This is a genomic window from Kitasatospora sp. NPDC058170 (assembly GCF_042883905.1).
Lineage (GTDB): Bacteria > Actinomycetota > Actinomycetes > Streptomycetales > Streptomycetaceae > Kitasatospora.
The window spans coordinates 1-21,356 of the sequence record NZ_JBHVUV010000057.1 but is presented as its reverse complement, the minus strand read 5'-3'; the positions used below and the strand labels follow the sequence as shown (position 1 = coordinate 21,356).

Genomic DNA, 21,356 nt, shown 5'->3' with positions numbered 1-21,356 from the left:
CGGAGGACAAGGCCGAAGAGCAGGCACCGACGCGGCCCAAGCCGACCACGCCGCCCGGGGCCGCCCGGGCGGCCGGACTCATGCCAGTTCGTATCCGCCGTCGATCAGGTACTTGTTGCCGTTGCAGTTGGCCATGGAGTTCTGGTCGGTCCAGGTGGAGTGCCGCCAGCCGCCCACGAAGCGCGACAGGCCGATCGTGCCCTGAGGGTTGTCGGCGCAGTAGGCGATCGCACGGTAGTAGCCCTCCCCGCCGTAACACCGGGCGATGGTCCAGCCGTTCGCCCCGTACCCCTTCTGGAGCTGGCAGTTGCCCGCCTGTGCCGCCGCCGGACCGGCCCCCAGGGTGATCCCCGTGCCGACGACCACGCCCACGAGCGCGAGCTTGGCGAGCGTCCTCTTCATCATCATGCCGATCTCCTCCGGTACCGGGTGCCGCTGGTCGTGCCACCCACCCTGGCACCGGAGGGCGATCCGGGGAGCCTATGAACTCACAGGTAGCCCCGCGCTGCGGCATGCGGTACGGCGGCCCGACGCCCCCTCACGCGGTGCTCGGCGAGCCGGCCCCGGTCCGGGCCCCGGTGCGGTTCAGTTCAGGTTGGCGGTGAGCACGGAGTCGTCCCTGCTGAGGTGTTCGATCGTGAGTTCGCCGGACGCGCCGTTGTAGGCGCCCGTCCCGCCGGTGACCGCGAAGGTGTGGGACCACGGCTGGTAGCCCACCAGCACCTCGGTCACCGCCGGCAGCGGCCGTTCGAAGGCGCCGGTGGCGGACAGCATCCCGTCGGTGAGGCGCAGCACGACGGTGGCGAGGACGAGGGCCTTGTCCGGGCCGACGGTGACGGGCAGGCTGTTCGCGCTCTCGGTGCCGGCGGGCTGGCCTGCGGCGTCCCGGAGCTCGTAGTGGACGAAGTACGGTGTGCCGGCGGTCAGGACGCCCTGGATGTCGGCCGCCGCCCGTTTGCCGGTCAGGCGCACGGTCGAGGCCCGCCGGGCCGCATGGGCGGTCCCGGTCGTACCGACGGCCGCCCCCGCCCCGAGGGTCGCTGCGGATGCCATGCGCAGGGCGTTCCTGCGGTCGATGCTCTTCATCATGTTCCCGGTGCCTGGTGTGTGTGGTGCGGGAACACGGGTGGTGGGTCCGTGCCCCGGTGGACACGCGGCTCCCTTCCCGCTTCCGGCCGCCGCCTGCCATCGCCGGCGCGGGATTCCCCGGAACGGAGTACGGAGTACCGGGGGAGGGGGGACGGTCGCCGGTGACCGCCCGGTTTCGGCGAGGACCGCTGCAGGAAGCGCACCACCGTCGGACGGGCGATCGTCACGGCGCGCCATCCCGACGGCAGGTACGTCGTCGACGTGTCCAGCACCGCCGGCGACAACCGCATGGTCCTGGGCGTCACCACCCCCTGCCTGAACCCCCCCCACCGCACCGGCCGCACCCACCTCGTAGCCCTGCTCCCGTCCCGGGCCGCCCGGGCCTGCGCTACCCGGCCGCGCCCTCCGCGACGGCCTTCTGCGCGTCGGCGACGTGCCGGCTGACACCCCGTGCGAACGCCGCCAGCTCCTCCGGGTGCGCCGCGATGTACTGGCGGTCGTAGGCGGCCTGGACGGCGACCGCGATCCCCATGAAGTTGGTGGACCGCTTGCAGGTGTCATCGGCGGCCGCGGTGGCCAGCTCGGCCGGGGTGTGGCCGGCGGGCGCTCCGGCGCCCTGCGTCCGGTCGCGCCAGCGCGGGTCCATGTAGGCGTCCGCCGGGGTGGCGTAGGCGAAGCCGTGGTCCTTCATGCAGCTGCTCCACTGCCGGTCGGCGGCCACGACGCGAGGATCCGTCAGGGGCTCCTTCGGCCCGCCGCCGGGCAGGGCGGAGGGGTCGGAGCTCAGGAACACCGCTCCGCCGACGGCGTTCAGGCCCTCCTGGAGGCAGCCGCCCTTGGGGACGGCCCGGCCCTGGAAGTCCGTGACCGGGGTGCCGGCCGCGTCCCGCCCGGTGAGCACCTGCAAGGTGGCGGCGGCGGCCGGCTGCCCGGTGCCCGTGGCCACGACGGCGTCGTAGCCGGTGGTCGCGACGCGCTCGGGCGCGAAGTACCCGTAGAGCCGGGACCGGACGTCCCGGTCGTCGGGCTCGGCCCGGGCCGGGTCCGGACCGGGAGACTCCGTGATGCCCAGCCGTCGCAGACAGCGGGCACTCGTCAGGTAGGCGGCCTGTTCCACGGTCCGGGTCTGCGCCGCGGTGGGGAGGTAGGCGTCGATCGGGCGCACCACCTGGCCGACGCCGGTGATGGTGGGGATCTCGCCCAGCTGCGGGGGAGCCGGGCGGGTGCCGCCCGTGCCGCAGCCCGCGAGGGCCGTCAGCAGGACGAGCGTCAGAGCCGAGGTCGTGGAGCGCTTCATTTCCGTCCTCCGGGAGCGGGCGCGGCGGCGCGGCACCCGCCACGGGCGGCCGCGGGTCGGTGGCGGGTGCCGGATTCACGGACGGGTGGGCCGGGGATCAGGTCCAGTTCGGGTTGTCGATCTCCAGCGCGTAGGTGATCACGCCGCCGAGGTAGCCGGTGGACTGACCGGGCTTCAGCTTGATGACGCCGCTGGAGTTGTAGAAGGCGGCCCAGTTCCACTGGGTCGACTCGTAGATGACGTGGTCGATCTGGCCGATCCCGAACAGGCTGCTGGTGTTCTTGTAGCCGATCGAGCCCGCTGCACAGTAGTTGCCGTTGCCGCTGGTGGTGACCGTGAGCCCGTTCGTCGGGCAGCCCGTTGCGCCGATGGCGTTCGCCGGCGCCGCCACGGCCACCCCGGCCAGGGCGAGGCCGGCGGTGGCGGTGAGGGTGAGGAGCTTCCTGCCGATCTGCATGGGGAATCCTTCGATCGAGGTATCGGGATGTCGAGGCGCCGGTGATCGCGGCCCAGGGAGAGAATCACCCGCCGGGCGCAACGGCGGCGCGAGCCGCTCGGCCGGAGCCGAACAGCCGCGAAACCACCCCGAAGCTGCACGGAACATGACATGTTCGCCGCCGCCGGCTGCCGGCCCGCGGGGGAGAGGGCTGATCGAATTGCGCTTCACCGTGCAGGACCCGGCCCGGCCAGTGCGCCACCCCCTGCCCGTGCACCCCCGCCCGTGCGCCGCCTTAGGAGTCCGCGCGTCGCCGCCGATCCCGCCCGCCCTCGACCGACTCCGCGGGCATCCCGGCGCCGTGCCGGACACCGGCCGCCGCCTGCCGTCGCTGGCCCGGGATTCCCCGGAACGGAGTGCGGAGTACCGGGGGGGGGGGACCCGAGGGTGGTCGGATCCACGCTGTGATCCAGGCGGGTACCGCCCCGGGGGCGCCGCAGTGCAGGTGACCGGCCGCAGGGCGGCGGGGCGCAGTTTCAGGAACGGCCTGCCGGCCAGAGCCGGGCGGCGAGGTTGCGCGTGGCGAGGCCGAGCCGGGTGGCGGGGACGAGCAGGGCTGCCGAGCGCTTGATGCCGCGCTGCTTGGTGATCACCCGGGCGCGGTGGGCGGCCTCGTAGCGGGCCAGCGCGGTGCCGGGGTCGGCCGGGTGCTCGGCAAGGGCCGCGGCCAGGGTGTGGGCCCCGGCTATGGCGAGGCTGGAGCCGTCCCCGAGCAGGGAGACGCAGGAGGCGGCGTCGCCCAGCAGGGTGATGCGGCCCCGCGACCAGGAGGGGAGGTCGACGGTGCTGACGGCGTCGAAGTAGAGCGCGTCGGTGCTCTCCACCCGGTCGAGCAGGCCGGGCACCCGCCACCCGAGACCCGCGTGGGACTCGGTGACGATCCGCTTGTGCAGCCCGGTGTCGTGGTGGTCGAAAGCGGTGATGTCCGGCCTGCGGAAGATGAAGGCGGCCACGGCGGACCCCCGGGAGGGATGGACGCAGACCAGTCGGCCCGGGGCGTTGTGGACGTGCACCTCGCTCGGGTCGTCCGCGGGCTCGCCGAGCGGCAGGGTGGCGACCAGTATCCCGGTGGGCCGGACGAAGTCGCGCTCCGGGCCGAAGGCGAGGCGCCGCACGTGGGAGTGCAGCCCGTCCGCGCCGACCACCAGGTCGAAGCGGCGCGGCGCCGCCCGGTCGAAGGTGACGTCCACCCCGTGACCGTCCTGGTGGAGCGCGGCGATGCTGTCGCCGAAGAGGAACTCGGCGTCGCCCCGGGCCGCTTCGTACAGGACGGCGGCCAGGTCGCCGCGCGGGACCTCGACCTCCCGCCGCCCGGCGCCCGCCCGGCCGCCGGGCAGGGGGAGCCGGGCGACAGGGCGCCCGGCGGCGTTCAGCAGGAGCATCCCGGTGGCCGAGGTGGCGGCGGCGCGCAGCCGAGGCAGGACGCCCATGGCCTCGACCACGGGGAACGCGGCGCCGCGGACATCGACCGGGTTCCCGCTGGAGCGCAGGTCCGCGGCCTTCTCGACGACGGTCGGACGGAAGCCGTGGCGGGCCAGCCAGTGGGCGAGGGTGGGGCCGGCCACGCCGGCCCCGGAGATGAGAACGCTCCGGGGAGTCATGCCGCCACCATAGATGCACTCAGTGCATACCTGCAACGAGTGCAGATTTGCAGCGGACGCAGACCCGCATCACGCGCGCTAAGGTGACCGGATGTCCCTCCGTGACCGCAAGCGCGCCCGCACCCGCCAGGCCCTCGTCGACGCGGCGACCGACCTGTTCGAGCGACAGGGCTACGACCGGACCACGGTGGCGGACATCGCCGCGGCAGCGGAGATCGGCACGCGCACGTTCTTCAGCTACTTCGCCAGCAAGGAAGAACTGCTGTTCCCGGAGGCCGACACCCGCGTGCAGGCCGTGATCGCCGCCATCGACTCCCGCACCCCCGACGAGGGCCCGGCCGAGGTCCTGCTCCGCGCACTGAGCACCGTCCCGGACACCGGCGACGACATGGTCGGCCCACTGGCCGCGCTACGCCTCGAACTGACCCGCACCGTGCCGGCGGTGCGCGGCCGCGCCCTGCAGATCCAGCTCGACGCCCAGCAGGAGATCGCCCGCCGGCTGGCCGAGGCCTTCGCGGACCGGCTCGACCTGGTCCAGGCGGCAGCGCTCACCGGCGCGTTCATCGGCGCCATCACCGGCGTCCTCCAGGTACTCCTCGAAGGCCCCGACCGGATCACCACCCCCGCCGACCTGCACGCCGCCGTGCGGACGGCAACGGACACCGCACTCGCCCCCTGGCTGCGGCCAGGGGCGTGAGGGAGGCCGGGCGGCCGTGCGGGGGTTACGGCCGGGTCCTGCACGGAGCGGGTCGCGGCACGGTCGGCGCCGTCGTGCTGTCAGAAGCCGCGCTGTCAGATGGGGTTGGAAGGGGGCGGGATGCGGGCCACGATCTCGTGGGCGGCCCGGGTCACGTATGCGACGGCTTCGTCCGGGGGAGTCTGCGGCCCGCGGTCCCAGAGCGCGTCCAGCGCGTCGACCAGGGGTGCCAGCTCCTCGGACGGCCCGTAGGCCTCCGCGACGTTCTCGATGATGAGTTCGGCGCCCTCGAAGGGGTCGAGCCATCCGCCGACGATCTCGGCGGCCCACCAGCGGGCGAGCGCCAGCCGGCCCTCCCAGTAGTCCTCGGGCGGGTGGAAGCCGAAGCCGAGCTCGTCCATCACCTGGTCGAACAGCTCCGAGGCCTGGTCCTCCTCACCACCCAGCAGCCAGGCGAGAAGCCACAGTGACGGTGTGTCGACCCCGGCGACCAGGGCGCGGAGTGCGGCCCTGATCAGAACGTCCGGGTCCGCGCGCCGGCCGTCGACCCACTCGTGGGCCAGCCCCCGGAGCTCACGCACTGCCTCGTCCGCCGTTGCGGGGGCCTCGCTCGTCACCATGGCGGCATGCTGCCACACGCCGCCGGCGAACAGCTCCTCCAGCGCCTGGCCGAGACCGTCCACGCCTTGGACCCGGACACCCGGGACCCGCCGACGGACCGCCCCTGGGAGGAGCAACGCGACCTCGCACGGCTCCTGCTCACCGCGGCGGCCTGGTACCAGGTCGCCGCCCGCGACCACCACCGCGCACTGCCGGTCAAAGCTCCGGACACTGTCACGACGGGCAGAGCGGCGAGAGGAGTGCTCTCGGGCGTCGGGCGTGATCACGGTGGACCGCCTCAGTCGCATGGCGACAGACTCGTCGGCATGGTGACTCTGCGGGTCCTCACGACAGACGACTGGCCGCTGTGGCGGACGCTTCGCTTTTCGGCGCTCGCGGATGCGCCGCACGCGTTCAAGTCCCGGCTCGCCGACTGGCACAGAGGCGAAGAGGAACGCTGGCGTGTCCGGCTGGAGATCCCCGGGGCCTACCATGTGGCCGCGCTGCTGGACGGCCACGCAGTCGGCATGGCCAGCGGCCTCCCCGGCGACGGCGGTACAAGGGAGTTGAGGTCCGTCTGGGTCAGTACCGGGGCGCGAGGCCGCGGGATCGGCACCCGGCTGATCGCAGCGGTGGAGACCTGGGCTCTGGAATCAGGCGGAGCGGTGTTGAAGCTCGCGGTGCTCCCGGGCAACGAGGCCGCCCTCACCCTCTACCGGCGCAGCGGATTCACCACCACGGGAGAGCCCTGCGACGTATCGCCCGACGGGATGACCGGGCAACACGTGATGGTGAAGGCACTGCGCCGGGTCTGACCAGTGCTTGGGGAGGATCTGGCTGTCAGGCCGACCCGGTGTCGTCCTTGACGAAGCCCGCCGCCCCGGGCCGGGCGGTGACGGTGCCGCGCGACCCGCTGCTGCGCGGCCTGCCCCACGGTCCACCGGGCGGCCCGTCGGGGCGGGCGATCGGCCGGTCCCGCTACGGGCGGAACGTCCAGGTCTGGTTCTGCACGCCGGTGCAGTGCCACAGCTGCACCTTGGCACCGTCGTTTCCGATGGTGACGGTGTCGCCGTCGAGGCACTGGCCGCTGTTGAGGTTCCTCAGGTTTGCGACGGCGCCGTCCCGGAGCCAGACCTGGTTGTTCCCGCGGTTGCAGGTCCGCAGCTGCACCTTGGCGCCGTCGGTGCCGATCGTTGCGCTGTCGCCTTCGAGGCACTGGAGCCTGACGCTGTTCTGGATGTTGTAGCGGCCCTCGGGCTCACCAGCCACCTGCGACCAGTACCAGACCTGGTTCTCGGCCCCGGTGCAGTGCCACAGCTGCACCTTGGCGGGGTCGTGGCCGATGGTGACGGTGTCGCCGTCGAGGCACTGTCCGCCGAGGTTGTTGGTGAACAGTCTGGAGCGGTAGACGATGCGTTTGCCGTTCAGTTCGCGGCGGGCGTGCGATCCGACCCCCGGGATCTGGGAGAGCGACGTCACGTCCACCACCTGCACGTCCGCCTCCGAGAACGCCGCCTCCGGACGGGCAGTCGGTGCCACGTCGGTCGCCTGCGCCGTTGCGGGAGTGAGGGTCAGGGCGAGAGCAGCCATGGCGGCGGTGGTGCCGAGTCTGGTCCGAATCTTCCGTGCCGCGGTCTGAGTGGGCATGAGACCTTCCTGTTCGCCTGGCAGTCGGCCTGCGGATCACCGGTTCCCGCAGGAAGTCCGTATAAGGACTATTGCCAAGCTGACAGGGCCGCGCCACGCTCTGCAATCCCGAACAGCCATTGGGGAAGCGCCGGGAGAAGCCGGGGCGCCCGGCCGGCCCCCGGACCCCGCCGCCGCACCCGATCGGCTGGAGCCGGCCCGGTACCGCAGCCGGCCCGCGCCCGGCCCGCGCCCGCCCGCCGGGACCTGGGCCGACCCATCCTCGACTCCCCGCCGGTGCGCGGTGCGAGGCGGGCCGAATTTCGGACGACAGGGCGGCGGGTTTCCTGGACGATGACGGCTGCTGGTGCGCAGAACGGGTGTGATGGTGGACGGGACGACGATGACGGGGATGTCGCTGGAGGCGCTGGACGCCGTGGTGTGGGAAGGGCTTGCGACGGGGAACCCGGTCGACTCGGTCGACGATGTGGCCCGAGCGCTCCGCCGGCTCGCCCTCGCGGGTGCGGAGGCGGGTGCGGAGGCGGCGGAGGAGGACTCCTACCCGCTGTACTCCCTCGTCACGAAGGAGGGGCGGGAGACGCCGTCCGCCACGGCGGTGGCCCTGCCGTTCATCGTCGCGCTGGCCGCCGACCCGGCCATGCCCACGGGCAGACGGGTGGAGCTCGTCGAGCTGTTGGTGGCCTTGCAGGCACCGGCGTTGGCGGGCTTCGACTGGACGGGAGCGCGTGCGCTGCTCGCGGATCCGGAGCCGGCGGTGCGGCGGGAGGCCCTGCCCCTGGCAGGGGAGATCGCCCGCCTCTTGGAGCGGTGGCGGGTGGAGACGGACCCGACGGTCCGCGTCCCGCTGCTGCTCGCCTTCGGTGAGGCGGTAGCCGCGGCATCCGGCGAGGCCGGGAGCGGCGATGAGGCCGACGAGGCGCGGGCGGTGCTGGCGGCGCTGGCGGACGGGGACGACCCGGTGCTCCGGGTCGCGGCCGTGCACGCCTGGGGGGAATTCGACCGGGACCTCCCGGTCCGGCAGCTGGACCGGCTGATCGAGGTGTACTCCGAAGCCGCGCTGCGGCCGCGGTTCGAAGAGGTCTGGTACACCCCGGGTGTCGAGGGCCCCTGGACCCGCGAGGACCTGGTCCGGTCGACGGCGTGGAAGCTCGCGCACGATCCCGACGCCGAAATCCGCTTCGCCGTCCGGCTGGTCGAGACGGCGGACCGCACCGGTGACGCCGCCCTGTGCAGGGAGGCGCTGGACGTGGCGTGGCGCCTCCTGACCGAGCGGCGTTCCGCGGAGGCAGCCCTGCTGCCGCTGGCGGGCGGGCTGTTGACCAGTCCGGACGGGGGCGTGCGGCTGCGGGCCGCGAACATCCTCGCGGTGCTGGGTCCGGCGGCGGCCCGCTACGCCGACCGGCTCGCCGTGCTGCTCGACGACGACGCGGCCGACGAGCACCTCGACGGAACGGTCGGGGAGATCGCCCGTTGGGCGCTGACCCGGATCGGTGACCCGCGCGCCCTGCCGGGCCTGATCGAGCAGCTCCGCGCGCAGGAGGAGGAGCAGGGCCGCGGCTACTGCAACGCCGATCCTCGGCGGCCGGAGGTCACGGACGTGCTGGTTCCGCTGCGGGCCCACGCGGACGTCCTGCTGCCCGCGATGCGGGAGGCGATCCGGGAGGGCGGGGCCCGCGGCGGTGCGACCCGCGCGTTCCTCGTCGTACTGGAGGCCTGGGGCGAGGACGCGCTGCCGGCCCTGCCCGACCTCCTGCCCCTGCTCGCCGACACCTGGACCTCCGTCCATGTGCTCCGCATCCTGCGGGGCCTGGGACCGGCCGCCGCCTCGGCCGCACCGGCCCTGAGTACCTGTGAAGTCCTGGACTCCCCGGACAGCCACGCGCTGGTGGCCGGGACCGCCGAGTACATCGCCGGTGACCGGGCGGCACGGTTGCGGCTCGTCGGCGACGCCGTCATGACGGCGTCGGAACCCTGGTACGGGCCGATCGACGCCCTGGGCGGCTTCGGCGCCGACGCGGCGCCCTACGCGGACCGGGTCCGGTTCGCCATGGAGAACAGCACGCACTGGACACGCCTCACCGCCGCGGCCACGCTCTGGTCGATCACCGGCCGGGCCGAACCGAGCATGCGGGTCCTCGAAGAGTTCGTCCTGCCGATCGCCGACGGCGACGACGGCTTCCGCCTCTTCCGGGACGCACTGCAGGCACTGATCCGCATGGGCGAGATCAGCCCCGCGGTCCGGGCCGCACTGCTGACGGTCCGGCAGTCGGACCGCAGGCTCTGCACGGACGGGGGCTACCCGGTGATCGTCCGCGACAAGGAGCTGCGCGCACTGGTCGACCAGGCCCTGGCGGGTAGGGGCTCCCGCCGGGTCTTGCCCGGCCCGTCGTGACGGCTCCGGCCGTCCCCTCGCTGTTCTGGTCGAGGTCCGTCCCGGGAGCCGCCCGGCCGCTGTCCTGGCGTGTTGCTCCGTCTGGCGGCCGCTGCGTGTCGTAAAGGCGCGGGATCTCGCACTCTGGTGTGCCGGGCTGCTGGTGAGAAGCCCGGGTCGGAGGCGGCGTTCGAGAGGCAGCACTGGTTGGGATCGCAAATCTGGTGGGACGGTCTGGCCAGGGTGGAGTGGCCCGACGTCCCACCGAGCGTCGGCGTACGCGGGACGTGGTACCGGCAGAACATGCGCAGTGCCCGGTGGAGGGCCAGGCTGCTGGATCTGATGATCTTGGTTCTCACTGCAGGGGTGCCTTTCGCGGTCGCGGTCAGGGCCGAGAATTGGGTTGTCGCGCTGCTGGGGTCCTTCGCTTCCCTGCTGACGGGGATGCGCCATGTCTTCGACTGGCAAGGGGCTTGGATCTCCTTCAGCCGGGCGAACCTGCAGATTGAGGCCGAGGTGGTCCGCTACAGGCAGGGCGCGGATGAATACGCCGATCGGAAGGCCGCGCCGGGAATCCTGGTCACGCGTGTCGAAATGATCACCGCCGAGGAGACAGGTGCCTGGGCTCGGCGCCTCACACCACCTGTCTCCTCGGAGACCAACCCGCAGTAGGTGGCGCCCCTCGTTCCGGCAGGCCCCCACGGCGTCGCGGGCGCCGCCCGGGTGCTGCCCGGGCGGTGGCCGCCGGTGCCGCAGATCTGAGCCCGCCCGGGGACTGCTCGCCTCTGGCAGTGGCCGCGTCACCGCCCGCACCGCTTCGGCGTCCGGTGCGGCGACAGCGGCTCCGTCCGCGCCCGCAGCGCTTCAGTCAACGGCAGGACCCGTACTTCCGCTGCCGAGCAGTCTGTCGACGAGGAGCTCGGGGTAGCCGGTGGCCGGCGGGTCGATGCCGAAGATCGCCCGCAGGTAGAACGGTGCGATGAGCTGGTCGAGGATCTGCTCCAGGGGTGGTGGGTTCTCGCCCCGGGCCGTGGCCCGCTGGCGGATCTGCTCGATGGAGTGCATCCGGCGCCGGAAGTGCTGCGCCCGCTCGTCCTGGGCCTGGGCGCTGTTCGGCATGGACAGGATGACGGCGCGCACGAGGGCGCGCCCTTCGGGTGTGCGGATGCTCGCGACGCTGGCTTCGGCCCAGGCGAGGAGGTCGCCGCGCAGGGTGCCGGTGTCGTTCAGCGGCGAGTCGCGTTCGAGGCGGGTGGTGACCATGTCGGCCAGGAGTGTGTCGAGGCTGCCCCAACGCCGGTAGACGCTGGTGTGGTTGACGCCGGCGCGTTGCGCGATCGCGGGGATGTTGAGGTCTTCGCCCTCCGGGTCGGAGAGCAGGTCGATGACCGCCTGGTGGACGGCCGCGCGGACCTGTTCGGGGCTCTTGCGGATGCGTGTGGTCGGTTGCTTCGGAGTCACCCCCACATCGTAAGCACAGATGTTTGCTTCGGGTATCGGGAGGGGCTACAGTTCCCATCGCAAGCACAGATCCGTGCTTAACGGCCCCTGAGGAGTGTCCGATGAAGCAGCTGCTGTTCCCGAACAACATCCAGTTCTGGTACGAGACCCTGCGCTCGATGAGTCACATCGCTTACGGGGGAGCCGACTTCGGCGAGGTGGTGTCCACCGGCGAGCGCATCACCGAGGGCGACTACGCCAGCTGGTACACCGAGTGGCTCGCCACCGCCGACCGGGTGTCCGGCCAGGCCGAGAAGGCACTGGCGGCCGGTCACCGGGTGAGTGCCCGGGACGGGTTCCTGCGGGCGTCGAACTACTACCGGTCGGCCGAGTTCTTCCTGCACGGCCACCCCTGCGACCCGCGTCACGACCACGCCTACGACCGCAGCGTGGCCTGCTTCCGAGCGGCGGCCGCGCTGTTCACCCCGATCATCGAGCCGGTCGAGATCCCGTACGAGGGCACCACCCTGCCGGGCTACCTGTACCGCGTCGACGACTCCGGGACCCCGCGGCCGACGCTGATCATGCACAACGGCTTCGACGGCACCGCGGAGGAGCTGCACTTCTTCGGGGCGATGGCCGGCGTCGAGCGCGGCTACACCGTGCTGGTCTTCGACGGCCCCGGCATGCCCGGTCCGCGCCACCACGAGGGCCTGGTGTTCCGCCCCGACTGGGAGAACGTCATCACCCCCGTCGTGGACTTCGCCGAGACCCTCCCGGACGTCGACGCCGACCGCATCGCGCTCCTCGGTATCAGCATGGGCGGGATCCTCGCCCCCAGGGCCGCCGCGTTCGAGCACCGCCTGGCCGCGCTGATCGCCGTCGACGGCCTCTACGACCTCGGCCAGACCTCCGTCCGCAACATCCCCGGCACCCGCGAGGAGGCCGAGCGGCTCCTGCGCGCGCAGTCCGCCCCCGAACTCGACGCCGCCCTCGAACAGATCATGGCCAAGGACCCGATCGCCCGCTGGGCGATCAACCACGGAATGTACGTGATGGGCGTCGACACCCCCCGGGCCTTCAACGCCTCCTACCTCGACTACACCCTCGCCGGCGGAATCGCCGAACGGATCCAGTGCCCCACCCTCGTCTGCGACGCCGAGGAGGACATGTTCTTCAAGGGCCAGCCCGAACAGCTCTACGACCACCTCACCTGCCCCAGGACCCTGATGGTGTTCACCGCCGAGGAAGGCGCCGGCGCCCACTGCCACCCCGGCGCCATGCGCCTGACCCAGGCCCGCATCTACGACTGGCTCGACGACACCCTCAAGGCGGCCGCCTGAGGAGCTGACGACCCAGCGCCGCGACGGGCCCCGTCCGCGGACCGTCCGCCGGGTACGCCCGGCCGGAGGGTCGTCCGGCCGGGCGGGTGTCCGGGCCCACCGCCCGGGGGCAGGGGGTGTGCCGTGGTGGGGTGGTGGTGCCCCGGCCCCCGGTCGGGGCAGGTGTCAGTCGTGGACCCAGAACTCGATGGACAGGGGCGGGACGGTGACGGTGAGGGAGGTGCCGGTCTTGGCGCCGATGCTGTCCATGTTGGTGGAGGGGCCGTAGCGGTAGCCCCGGAAGGTGCCGGTGGTCTGGGTGTCGATGGTGAAGGTGTAGTTCGCGTTGCCGCGGTTGGTGACGACGAAGACGGGTTTGCCGCCGGGGGTCTTCCAGGCCATGATGCGCTGGTTGGGCCGGTAGGTGACGCCGCCGGGGGTCGTGGTGCCGTTCAGGTGGGTCTTGAGGCCGCCGCTGGCCTCGGTGGGGTGGGGTTCTTCGACGTTGTAGCGCACGGAGTCCCAGGGCATGAACCTCACGAAGCCGGCGACGGCGTTCCAGTTGCGGGGGTTCCAGGTCCAGTCGCCGGGCTGGAGGCCGGGGAAGCGGCTGTCCGCGGGGGCGCCCGGGGGCCGCCAGGTGCCGAGGCCGTAGTTCTCCGACAGGGTGTCGGTGGAGGGCTTGAGGGCGTGCAGCCACCACCAGGTGGGGGAGTTCTGGAAGGTCATCCAGTTCATGATCGACTGGGCGGTGTTGAGGGTGTCCTTGTCGGTCACCGGGCCGTGGCCCCCCAGGTACTCGAACTCGTTGTTGAAGACGGGCCTGAAGGCGACGCCGCTGCCGGTGTAGTTCTCGGTGATCTGGGTGTTGCTGTCGTCGCCGATCTTGTGCCAGGTCCAGGCGTCGATGTACTGCATGCTGGTGGTGTTGTTCTTGAGGACCGCGCCCCGGTTGTTCCACCATCCGCTGATGCTGGTGGCGTGGATCTTCGTGTCCGGGTAGTTCGCGCGGATCTTGGGGGCGATGATGTTGAAGACGTCCCGGTACTGCTCGTCGGTGTACTTGCAACTGCTGTAGGCAGCGCCCTGGTTGGGCTCGTTCTGCAGGCCCCACCAGAGGATCTTCAGCCGCGGCGGGGAGGTCGGGGTCTCCCTGGAGTTCTCGACCAGGTAGTCCAGGTCGGCGACCATGGCGTCGCCCATGGCGGCGGACTCGGTCGAGGCGAAGGAGGCGAGGGTCGCGTTCTTGTTCGGTCCGCCCCCGAGCTGTCCGTTGCTCTTCCAGTGCGGCGCGGGGGACCAGTACTCGACACCGAGGCCCTCGATACCCGCGTCCTCGACCATCGTGGCCAGCTTCTTGGTCTGGTCCGGGTAGCGGTCCTGGAAGCGCTTGCCGTCGGCGGTGACGCCACGGTGGTAGAGGCCCAGGGCGAGTCGGCAGTAGCGGAAGCCGCGGTCGGTGCGGCCGGCCTTGAGCATGTCGTTGATGAAGCGGGTGTACGCGGCGGCGGTCAGGTCGAGGGGGACACCGCTGACCAGGCCGTCGTCGGTGGCGCCGTCGTTGGAACCGATGGAGTCGGACTGGATCTCGAAGCCGAGGCCGAGGATCGTCTGCCGCTTCGCCCCGTTGTCGTTGAAGGCGATGACGTAGCTGCCGCCGGTGTCGTCGTCGGTGGCGTACGCGCGGGTGGCGGTGAGGATCTGGGGCAGGGAGGCGGCTGCGCCGACGATGGCGGCGCTGCGCAGGACGGAGCGGCGGCTGATGCTGTGCGGCTCGGGTCTGGTCATGGTCTTCCTTCGTGGGGGCGGCTCGGGGTGGGGCTGCGCCCCGTGGGGGGACGGGGCGTTTTGGGGTGGGCGGGCCGCGGCCGCGGGCGGGCCCCGGTGCGTGCGGGGCAGGCAACGGGCCCGGTCGGCTGCGGTGCGATGCCGGCGTCGAGGCCGGAGTCGTGCCGCGTAACATATGCGATATACGAAATCCGCGCCAGAGGTGTTGCCGTTTCCTCCTTCTCGCGAGGCCGGGTGTCCGTCAAAGGCGTCGCTCTCCGGCGGGTTCCTGGCGGGTTCCTGGCGGGCTGCTCAACGGGTCGGTGCCCGCCGCCCTGGTGGCAGCGGGCACCAGGATGGAAGCCCGCGCCTCTCACCGGATTCCTCACCGCCGGAGGCCCCTGCGGTCACGATCCGGGCCCGTTCACGGTGGCCGCGACCGGGCCCCTGCTCGCCGGCGTCCGGCTGCTTCCGCGTTGCCCGGGCTGTCGTCGTTGCCCGGGTCGGCGTCCGGCTGTGCACGGTGGTTGGCCAGGCCGGTGGTCCGGCACCAGCCAGCTGTCATCTGCTCACCGGAGCTGGTCGACGGACGGCAGGGAGGTCGGCATGTCGTCGGTGACCCAGGCGTACTCCAGGGCCGACAGGGTCGTGCCTCCCTCGGCCCAGACCAGTAGTTCCCCGATGTACTCGCCGGAGCTGTTGTGGACGCCGGCACCAGCCGGCAGGAGCGTGGACGGCGGGGCGGGATGCTGCTCCAGTCCGCGCACCCGGAGGTCGACGCTCACCGACCCGGGTCCCCAGGTGGCCACCACCTCGGTGTGTTCCAGCTGTCCGAGCAGCGCCGGGGCGCCGGCGAAGTCGGCTTTCAGGAGGTGTTCCAGCACGGCTCGCTCGGAGGCGTTCAGGGGGCGGGGCTCGATGGGCACGGCAGACATGGGCCCATCCTCACGGTTCAGGCCGGCCGCGCGGTCGGTGCCCTCACGGCTGCGGGGCGCGGACCGCTCTGCTCGGGCCGGCAGAGGGCGGTCAGGACGCCGCCCTGGTGATGACGTATCCGCGGCCGCGGGTGGTCCTGAAGTAGCAGATCCACAGGGGCACTTCGGCGGGGGAGGCCGGTACCGGCGGTGGACGCGCCCGGCCGTCGCGGGCGCCTACCGTCGCCCCGACGGCCCGCCGAGGCACCCCAGGAGAGACACCGTGATCCGCGCCGCCAAGTCGGCCGCCGCTGTGGCGGCGCTGGCCATGACCCTCCTCACCGCGTCGGCCGCACCGGCACTCGGCGCCACCGCGCCGGCCGCCACCGCGCAGGCCGCCACTGCCGACCCGCTCGCCGCGCTGCGCGGCCAGCAGCCGCTCTGGCACCCCTGCGCGACCGGCCCGGACGACACCGCCGGCGCCGACCTCGACGCCGCCGGCGCCCGCTGCACCGAGGTCACCGTCCCCCTCGACTACCGCCGCCCCGACGGACGGACGCTCAGCATCGCCCTCTCCCGGCTGCCCGCCACCGACCCCGCCCACCGGCTGGGCACCCTGTTCTACAACCCCGGCGGCCCGGGCGTCCCCGCCCGCGGGCTCGCCCTCGCCCTGCGCCAGGCCGCCCCCGCCCTCGGCGCCCGCTACGACATCGTCGGCATGGACCCGCGCTTCGTCGGCGCCAGCACCCCCCTCGACTGCGGCTGGCCGACGGCCGGGCCCGGCGCGGCCGGCCCCGACCGGCTGGGCTTCGACCGGGCCGCCGAGCTCGCCAAGGACCTCGCGGCCCGCTGCGCCCCGTACCGCGCCCTGCTGCCGCACGCCTCCACCCGCAACACCGCCCGGGACCTGGACCTGGTGCGCGCCGTCCTCGGCGAGCCGACGATCGCCTACCTCGGCTCGTCCTACGGGAGCTACCTCGGCGAGGTCTACCTCCAACTGTTCCCCGACCGGGTGGGGCGGGCGGTGTTCGACGCCGCCATGGACCCGGACCGCTTCGGTCCCGACCTGACCGCCACCCAGGGCCCCGCGATGGCGGCCGCGCTCACCGCCTGGGCCGCCTGGGCGGCCGGCCGCGACGACCGCCACCACCTGGGCGCGAGCACCGCCGAGGTGCTGGCCTCGGTCGAGCGGGTGCGCCTGGCCGCCGAACGCGCCCCGCTGGCGGTCGGCGCCCATCGGGTCGACGCCCGGGCGCTGCCGCAGGTGCTGTGGACGGTGTCGGCCGGCGACGACGACGCCGCCTACGAGGAGTTCTCCGCCCTGGCACGCGTCCTGCTCGACGCCGCCGAGGGCCGGCCCGCCCAGCCGACCGCGCTGCTGGAGGCGGTGCTGACCGGCCTGGCGTCCCCCGACACCGGAGGCTACGCCGCCGCGCAGACCGCGATCATGTGCGCGGACCGCGCAGCCTCGCGCGATCCGCTCGCCTACTACCGCGACATCCAGGCCCACCGCGCCGACGAGCCGCTGTTCGGCCCGCTCACCCGCAACCTCACCCCCTGCACCTTCTGGCCCGCCGAGCCCGCGGAACCGCCCACCCGGGTGCGCAACGCCGTCCCCGTCCTGCTGGTCGGCGCCGACGGCGACCCGGCCGCCACCTACCCCGGCCAGCTCTCCGCCCACCGCGCCCTGACCGGCTCCCGGCTCGTGACCCTGCGCGGGGCCTTCCGCCACACCGTCTACGCGGGCCTGTTCGCCCCCCGCGACACCTGCGTGGATGCCGCCGTCGACCGCTACCTCCTCGACGGCGTCCTCCCCGCCCACGACGCCGACTGCCCGTCACCGCGCCCGTCACACCGCCCGTAGGAAGAACCAGTGGGCGGACCCGGCAGGGTCCGCCACGCCGGCTCCGCGTGCCCAGAACACCACCGAACACGGCCCCCGGGGACGGCAGGAGCTGCTCCGGTTCGCTCGCTGTCCCAGGGTGCCTGGTCCGTCAGGTCCCGCCCGATGAAGGTCGGGCAGGCTGACGAACGAGCGCTTGGCCCCGCGATACCTGACCGCACGGGTCGCTGGACCGGTGGGCTGCCGGCACCCGCAGAGCGGTAGGTGTGGTCAGTTCGATGCGGTCGGGGCGCCGGGACGGTCACCCCCCTGAGCGATGGTCGCCGTCCACTGCGGGAACTGCGCCACGGGTATCGCGGACGAGGCAGCGAAGTCGGGGTGCAGCGACGCGGCGGGAAGGAACGCGACGAGGCAGCGTCGGCACAGCCAGGTCGCCCGCCGCACCCGGTGGAGCTGCTGCCACTGCTCGTAGGTCCGGGGCCACTGGTCCGCCGTGTCACTTCGACGGCTTCGGTGGCCGGAATGGACGGCGAGCCCGATTCCCAGCAGGATCAGGGCGACGAGCAGTACGCCGTAGCGGGAGCCGAGCTGGTACGCGACGTCGGAGCTGCCGCCGCCGTCGCCGGAGAACAGCGCGCGCAGTCCCAGGAGGCCGAAGAGGCCGGCCAGGACGAAGAGGGTGATCGCGGCCCCGGTTGTGCCCCCTGGCTCGGGCGGCATCGACAGCAGCTCCCGCGTCGGCGGATCGAGGGGCCGGTCGGCGTCCAGCAGGGCGTTCCGCACGGCGACGGTTTCGTCCGCCGCGGTGCACGTCGGACAGGTTGCGATCATCGAGGTGGCTCCGGAAGTGATGCACGGTGTACGTGAAAGAGCACGTAGTACAGCACAGGGAACTGACTACTCATGTGACCGGCCCCGGAACGAGCGGTCTGCTCAGTCCGCGTTCACATACTCAGTCCGCGTTCACAACAGGGGATACCAGGAGGCGCTGGAAACCTCATCGATCGAGGCTTGATCCTCTGTCACGTCCCTTGCGATGAAAGCCGGGTTCCTCGTCTGGGGATCCGGACCGTGAAGGTACCAGGCGCGGTGGAACTTGCTGATCTCGCCAAGGTGGTTGGCGGATACACTTCCGATGTCCCTGTTCGGGACGGTGAGCCCCGGCTCCATGAAGATGTTCATGGCAACCTGCCCATTGGGAGTGAACCCCGTCCCCCTGAGGGTGAAGTCCGTGCTCTGCTGGGTCCGTTCCTTGGTGTGGGACAGGGTGAGGTCCAGCGGATTCTTCGCCCGGACTTCGGGATGCACGTCGAACCCGCGCTGCGAGTCCCACACCACCTCGTACTCGCGCCCGGCGTCGTCGAGGAAGACACCACGTATCCTCGCCCCTTGGCCTGTCGGGGCACCGGTCACCGCCTGAATCTCCGGAGGGAGCTCAACACCTTGTTGTTCGAAGAACGAGCGGCCGACCTCACGTGATTTGCGTGCCAGGGCTTCGTCGTCGCGCAGCTGATCGAGCAAGGCCAGAAGCTTCTTGTCCTGCCCGAGCGACAACAGGACATTGTGGATCCGCAGCTCGTTATTGAGGTTTCGAATTTCTTCATTGATGCAGTCAACGCGATGCGCATGCTGGCGGAGATCCCGCTCCAGCTTTCGACGCTGTTCATCCGGAGATAGCATTGCCCCGCAACCCTCCTCTGTCGATGACCTCTGCGACGCGCCCCCGTCATTTGGCGCGAGCGTCATTTGGTGCGAGCCGAGCGGCGCCTCCCGTCCTGTTGCAGCTCCTGCAACAGCGGGCGCCGGCGGATTCGGCACTCGACCTGTTCTACGCTATGTCCGAGACGAGACGTGTGCCACTCGGTGGTCCCTCTATCACGGAGCCCCGGTGACGGGGGATCGGAAATGGAGGCCCCGCTGGAAAGCTGTGCCGAGTGTTCACGTTCCGACGCATATTCATTCACCGCGGAACCCCGTTGCTGCCCAATTCGCGACAGGTTCGGATTTGACCGACCGTCCGGCTCTGATCTCCTGGGGGTGCCGGCCGACGAGGTCCGTGTCGGCGTATGTGACCCGCGGCCAGGCGGCCGCAAGGTGAGCGCCACACCCCCTCTGTGACTGAGCGCCTCAGTCGGCGAGCGAGTGGTCGGGTTGGCGGACTGAGCTCCGGCTGTCGGGGGAGTGCCGGATCACGGTGGGTGCTGGGCATGTTGGTCGTCACCGGTGTTCCGCCTGACGCGGTGCGCGGGGTCGGTCGGACGGGGCCGGCGCCGTGGCCGGGTGTGGGACAGGTCCGGTCCGCATGTGTCGCGGACCGGACCTGGTGGTGGGCGCGGGTGCCCGGCGGGGCGGGTGGGTGTTACGGCAGGGGGCCGAGGGGGATGTCGAGGTAGGACTCGTTGCCCTTGGGCGAGGTGATCTCGAGGGCGGCGGGGATGGTGTTCTCGTCCGCGAAGAACGGGTCGTAGCTGTCGACGACGAGCTGCAGCTGGCGGCCCTTGGCGAGGACGTAGTGGGTGGGCTGCAGGCGGAAGGTCACCGTGGCGGCCTGCTGGTCGGTGAGGGTGTAGGGGGCGTGGGTGATGATCGCGGCCCGGCCGGTCGCCGGGTCGCAGTCCAGCAGGTAGGCGGTGAACGTCGCGTTCCTCGTCTGCGGCCGCACGGTGAGCCGGGCCTCCAGCTCGCCCTGGACGCGCATCGGCCGCTCTATCGGCGCCGTGGTCCAGACGGCGGCGACGTCGCGCTTGATCTCGGCGGTCTTGTAGACGTGCGGGAGCCCCACGCGCTCGGCCAGGCCGGTCTGGACGAGCTTCGGGGCGACGATGATCCCGGTGTCCGGGCCGGCGGCCTGGACGGAGCGGGTCCAGCCCGGCTGCGGCTGCCCCTGCGCCATCGGCGCGTCCTGCTTTCCGGCGGGCACGGCGCCGAGGTGGAAGCGCTGCTTGGGGAGGGCGTAGTCCGCCCAGTCGTCGTGGGTGAGATCGGACAGCAGGTTGTGCATGTACTCCGAGCGGATGCCGAACTGGGGCTCGGCGCCGTCGCCGGCGGTGCCGCCGAGGTGGTGGTCCATCCAGCGGTAGGTCATCTCGGTGGGCTTGGAGATGCCGCCGAACAGGCCGGGCAGTTCGCTGTTGCCGTGGTCGCCGATCTGCACCAGCAGCGACTTGGGGCCCTGCAGCTTGGTGAAGAGGTCGACGACGGCGGGCACGGAGAAGATCGTTTCGTGCCAGGAGGTGGTCATCAGGATCGGCAGCTTGCGGTCGTTGTAGGCCTTCAGCTGCTCGATCGGTGAGCGGAGCTTGGCGAACTTCCTGACGTCCTCGTCGATGACGTTGTCGCGGATCTTCCTGATGATCCCCTGGAACTCCTCCGAGCAGCGCTCCTCGTGGAACAGGGCCACGAGAGCCTCGAATGCCTTGATGTGCCGGGTGCCGTTCTCGAACAACGAGGTGAACAGGTCGCCCCAGGCGCTGGCGCCCGCCACGGCCTTGACCCGCGGGTCCCGTGCCGCCAGCAGCAGGCTGGTACCGGCGCCGTAGGAGGCGCCGAAGCATCCGATCCGCTCCGGGTCGATGCCTTCCAGCCCGGTGAGGAAGTTGAGGATCTCGACTCCGTCGGCGACGTCCTGGGGGCCGGCGACCTGGATCTTGCCCTCGGAGCGGGCCAGACCGCGCTGGCTGTAGGTCAGGACGGCATAGCCGCCCTGCGTCCAGCGCGGGATCGTGCCGAAGTAGGCCAGCCGGCCGAAGTCGTTCAACGGGGCAGGCATGACGACGGCGGGACAGGTCTGCCCCGGCGCGAGGTTGCGCGGCGTGCTCAGCCCGGCGTCGATCCGGGTCCCGTCCGCCATGGCGATCTGGAGCTCCCGGTACTCGGCGATCTCCGCCTGCACCTCGTAGGTGTCGGCAAGACCCCACTGGTCGAGCCTGCCGATCCGGCGCGGCGACGGGTCGAGCAGCGCCTCGCGGATCGCTTCCATCTTGGCGACGTCGTCGGGGCTGAGAGCGAACGGGTTCTCGGGGGATCCGCTGACCGGCATGAATGTTCCGCCTTCCGTGGCAGTGACTCTGACGAGTTGTCATACACATGTTCGTCTCGGTGTGATCATTCCCGGCGGGCCAGCCGCCCCGTTCACTCGAACGAGTGATCGTCTGCTGTTGAAACCCCGGATGGAACGACCCCGCTGGTAGCGGAGCGACGCCCGGATCGGCCGCACCTGCGAACCCCGATCGATGTGATCGGGGCCCTTGTCCTCGGAGGGCTCTACCCCGC

The 21,356-nt window shown here is 71.9% G+C and carries 19 protein-coding genes; 6 read left to right on the top strand and 13 right to left on the bottom strand.

All coding sequences use genetic code 11. The features are described 5' to 3' along the window. Positions 1–78: 78 nt before the first annotated feature. The 5 genes from ACFVVX_RS36545 to ACFVVX_RS36525 all read right to left on the bottom strand — a co-directional run bounded on the left by ACFVVX_RS36545 (position 79) and on the right by ACFVVX_RS36525 (position 4,483). Positions 79–408 carry a hypothetical protein gene (locus ACFVVX_RS36545; protein ID WP_387952309.1) on the bottom strand — a complete coding sequence of 110 codons (330 nt, stop codon included), beginning with the start codon at positions 406–408 and terminating at the stop codon, positions 79–81. Positions 409–585: 177 nt separating this feature from the next. Then, positions 586–1,053 (bottom strand): hypothetical protein, encoded by a 468-nt coding sequence (locus ACFVVX_RS36540; protein WP_387952307.1) that lies wholly within the window; start codon positions 1,051–1,053, stop codon positions 586–588. A 424-nt stretch (positions 1,054–1,477) separates the two neighbouring features. Continuing rightward, on the bottom strand, positions 1,478–2,386 hold the full coding sequence (locus tag ACFVVX_RS36535) for a hypothetical protein (protein WP_387952305.1): 909 nt from the start codon (positions 2,384–2,386) through the stop codon (positions 1,478–1,480). 97 nt (positions 2,387–2,483) lie between these two features. Beyond that, complete coding sequence (locus ACFVVX_RS36530) at positions 2,484–2,843, bottom strand: hypothetical protein (RefSeq protein WP_387952303.1); 360 nt, start codon at positions 2,841–2,843, stop codon at positions 2,484–2,486. A 515-nt stretch (positions 2,844–3,358) separates the two neighbouring features. Beyond that, the gene (locus ACFVVX_RS36525) at positions 3,359–4,483 is read right to left on the bottom strand and encodes an FAD-dependent monooxygenase (protein ID WP_387952301.1); all 1,125 of its coding nucleotides are present in this window, start codon (positions 4,481–4,483) and stop codon (positions 3,359–3,361) included. A gap of 91 nt (positions 4,484–4,574) precedes the next feature. Between ACFVVX_RS36525 and ACFVVX_RS36520 the strand changes: the two genes are divergently transcribed. Then, complete coding sequence (locus ACFVVX_RS36520; RefSeq protein WP_387952299.1) at positions 4,575–5,180, top strand: TetR/AcrR family transcriptional regulator; 606 nt, start codon at positions 4,575–4,577, stop codon at positions 5,178–5,180. A gap of 95 nt (positions 5,181–5,275) precedes the next feature. Here ACFVVX_RS36520 and ACFVVX_RS36515 read toward each other — a convergent pair whose 3' ends face one another. Next, positions 5,276–5,800 (bottom strand): hypothetical protein, encoded by a 525-nt coding sequence (locus tag ACFVVX_RS36515; protein WP_387952297.1) that lies wholly within the window; start codon positions 5,798–5,800, stop codon positions 5,276–5,278. Between the two features lie 6 nt (positions 5,801–5,806). On the opposite strand from ACFVVX_RS36515, the gene ACFVVX_RS36510 reads away from it, so the two are divergent. Next, a complete protein-coding gene (locus ACFVVX_RS36510) occupies positions 5,807–6,595 on the top strand; it encodes a GNAT family N-acetyltransferase (protein WP_387952295.1) in 789 nt (262 codons plus the stop codon). 163 nt (positions 6,596–6,758) lie between these two features. Here ACFVVX_RS36510 and ACFVVX_RS36505 read toward each other — a convergent pair whose 3' ends face one another. Continuing rightward, positions 6,759–7,427, bottom strand: coding sequence for an RICIN domain-containing protein (locus tag ACFVVX_RS36505; RefSeq protein WP_387952293.1), 669 nt, complete (start codon positions 7,425–7,427; stop codon positions 6,759–6,761). A gap of 346 nt (positions 7,428–7,773) precedes the next feature. On the opposite strand from ACFVVX_RS36505, the gene ACFVVX_RS36500 reads away from it, so the two are divergent. After that, on the top strand, positions 7,774–9,819 hold the full coding sequence (locus ACFVVX_RS36500; protein ID WP_387952291.1) for a hypothetical protein: 2,046 nt from the start codon (positions 7,774–7,776) through the stop codon (positions 9,817–9,819). A gap of 69 nt (positions 9,820–9,888) precedes the next feature. Continuing rightward, positions 9,889–10,470, top strand: a complete 582-nt coding sequence (locus ACFVVX_RS36495; protein ID WP_387952290.1) for a DUF4231 domain-containing protein — start codon at positions 9,889–9,891, stop codon at positions 10,468–10,470. 192 nt (positions 10,471–10,662) lie between these two features. Here ACFVVX_RS36495 and ACFVVX_RS36490 read toward each other — a convergent pair whose 3' ends face one another. Continuing rightward, positions 10,663–11,259 carry a TetR-like C-terminal domain-containing protein gene (locus ACFVVX_RS36490; protein ID WP_387952288.1) on the bottom strand — a complete coding sequence of 199 codons (597 nt, stop codon included), beginning with the start codon at positions 11,257–11,259 and terminating at the stop codon, positions 10,663–10,665. 101 nt (positions 11,260–11,360) lie between these two features. On the opposite strand from ACFVVX_RS36490, the gene ACFVVX_RS36485 reads away from it, so the two are divergent. Beyond that, on the top strand, positions 11,361–12,581 hold the full coding sequence (locus tag ACFVVX_RS36485) for an alpha/beta hydrolase family protein (RefSeq protein WP_387952286.1): 1,221 nt from the start codon (positions 11,361–11,363) through the stop codon (positions 12,579–12,581). Positions 12,582–12,746: 165 nt separating this feature from the next. Here the strand turns inward: ACFVVX_RS36485 and ACFVVX_RS36480 are convergent, their stop codons facing one another. Next, positions 12,747–14,348: a hypothetical protein gene (locus tag ACFVVX_RS36480; RefSeq protein WP_387952284.1), complete on the bottom strand. Its 1,602-nt coding sequence runs from the start codon at positions 14,346–14,348 to the stop codon at positions 12,747–12,749. Between the two features lie 548 nt (positions 14,349–14,896). Then, complete coding sequence (locus tag ACFVVX_RS36475; protein ID WP_387952282.1) at positions 14,897–15,262, bottom strand: hypothetical protein; 366 nt, start codon at positions 15,260–15,262, stop codon at positions 14,897–14,899. A 262-nt stretch (positions 15,263–15,524) separates the two neighbouring features. On the opposite strand from ACFVVX_RS36475, the gene ACFVVX_RS36470 reads away from it, so the two are divergent. Further along, the gene (locus ACFVVX_RS36470; protein ID WP_387952280.1) at positions 15,525–17,105 is read left to right on the top strand and encodes an alpha/beta hydrolase; all 1,581 of its coding nucleotides are present in this window, start codon (positions 15,525–15,527) and stop codon (positions 17,103–17,105) included. A 249-nt stretch (positions 17,106–17,354) separates the two neighbouring features. Here the strand turns inward: ACFVVX_RS36470 and ACFVVX_RS36465 are convergent, their stop codons facing one another. The 3 genes from ACFVVX_RS36465 to ACFVVX_RS36455 form a co-directional block, all read right to left on the bottom strand. Beyond that, positions 17,355–17,915, bottom strand: a complete 561-nt coding sequence (locus ACFVVX_RS36465; RefSeq protein ID WP_387952278.1) for a hypothetical protein — start codon at positions 17,913–17,915, stop codon at positions 17,355–17,357. Positions 17,916–18,047: 132 nt separating this feature from the next. Next, positions 18,048–18,764, bottom strand: a complete 717-nt coding sequence (locus tag ACFVVX_RS36460; protein ID WP_387952277.1) for a hypothetical protein — start codon at positions 18,762–18,764, stop codon at positions 18,048–18,050. A gap of 679 nt (positions 18,765–19,443) precedes the next feature. Then, positions 19,444–21,123 carry a CocE/NonD family hydrolase gene (locus ACFVVX_RS36455; RefSeq protein WP_387952275.1) on the bottom strand — a complete coding sequence of 560 codons (1,680 nt, stop codon included), beginning with the start codon at positions 21,121–21,123 and terminating at the stop codon, positions 19,444–19,446. Positions 21,124–21,356 lie beyond the last annotated feature (233 nt).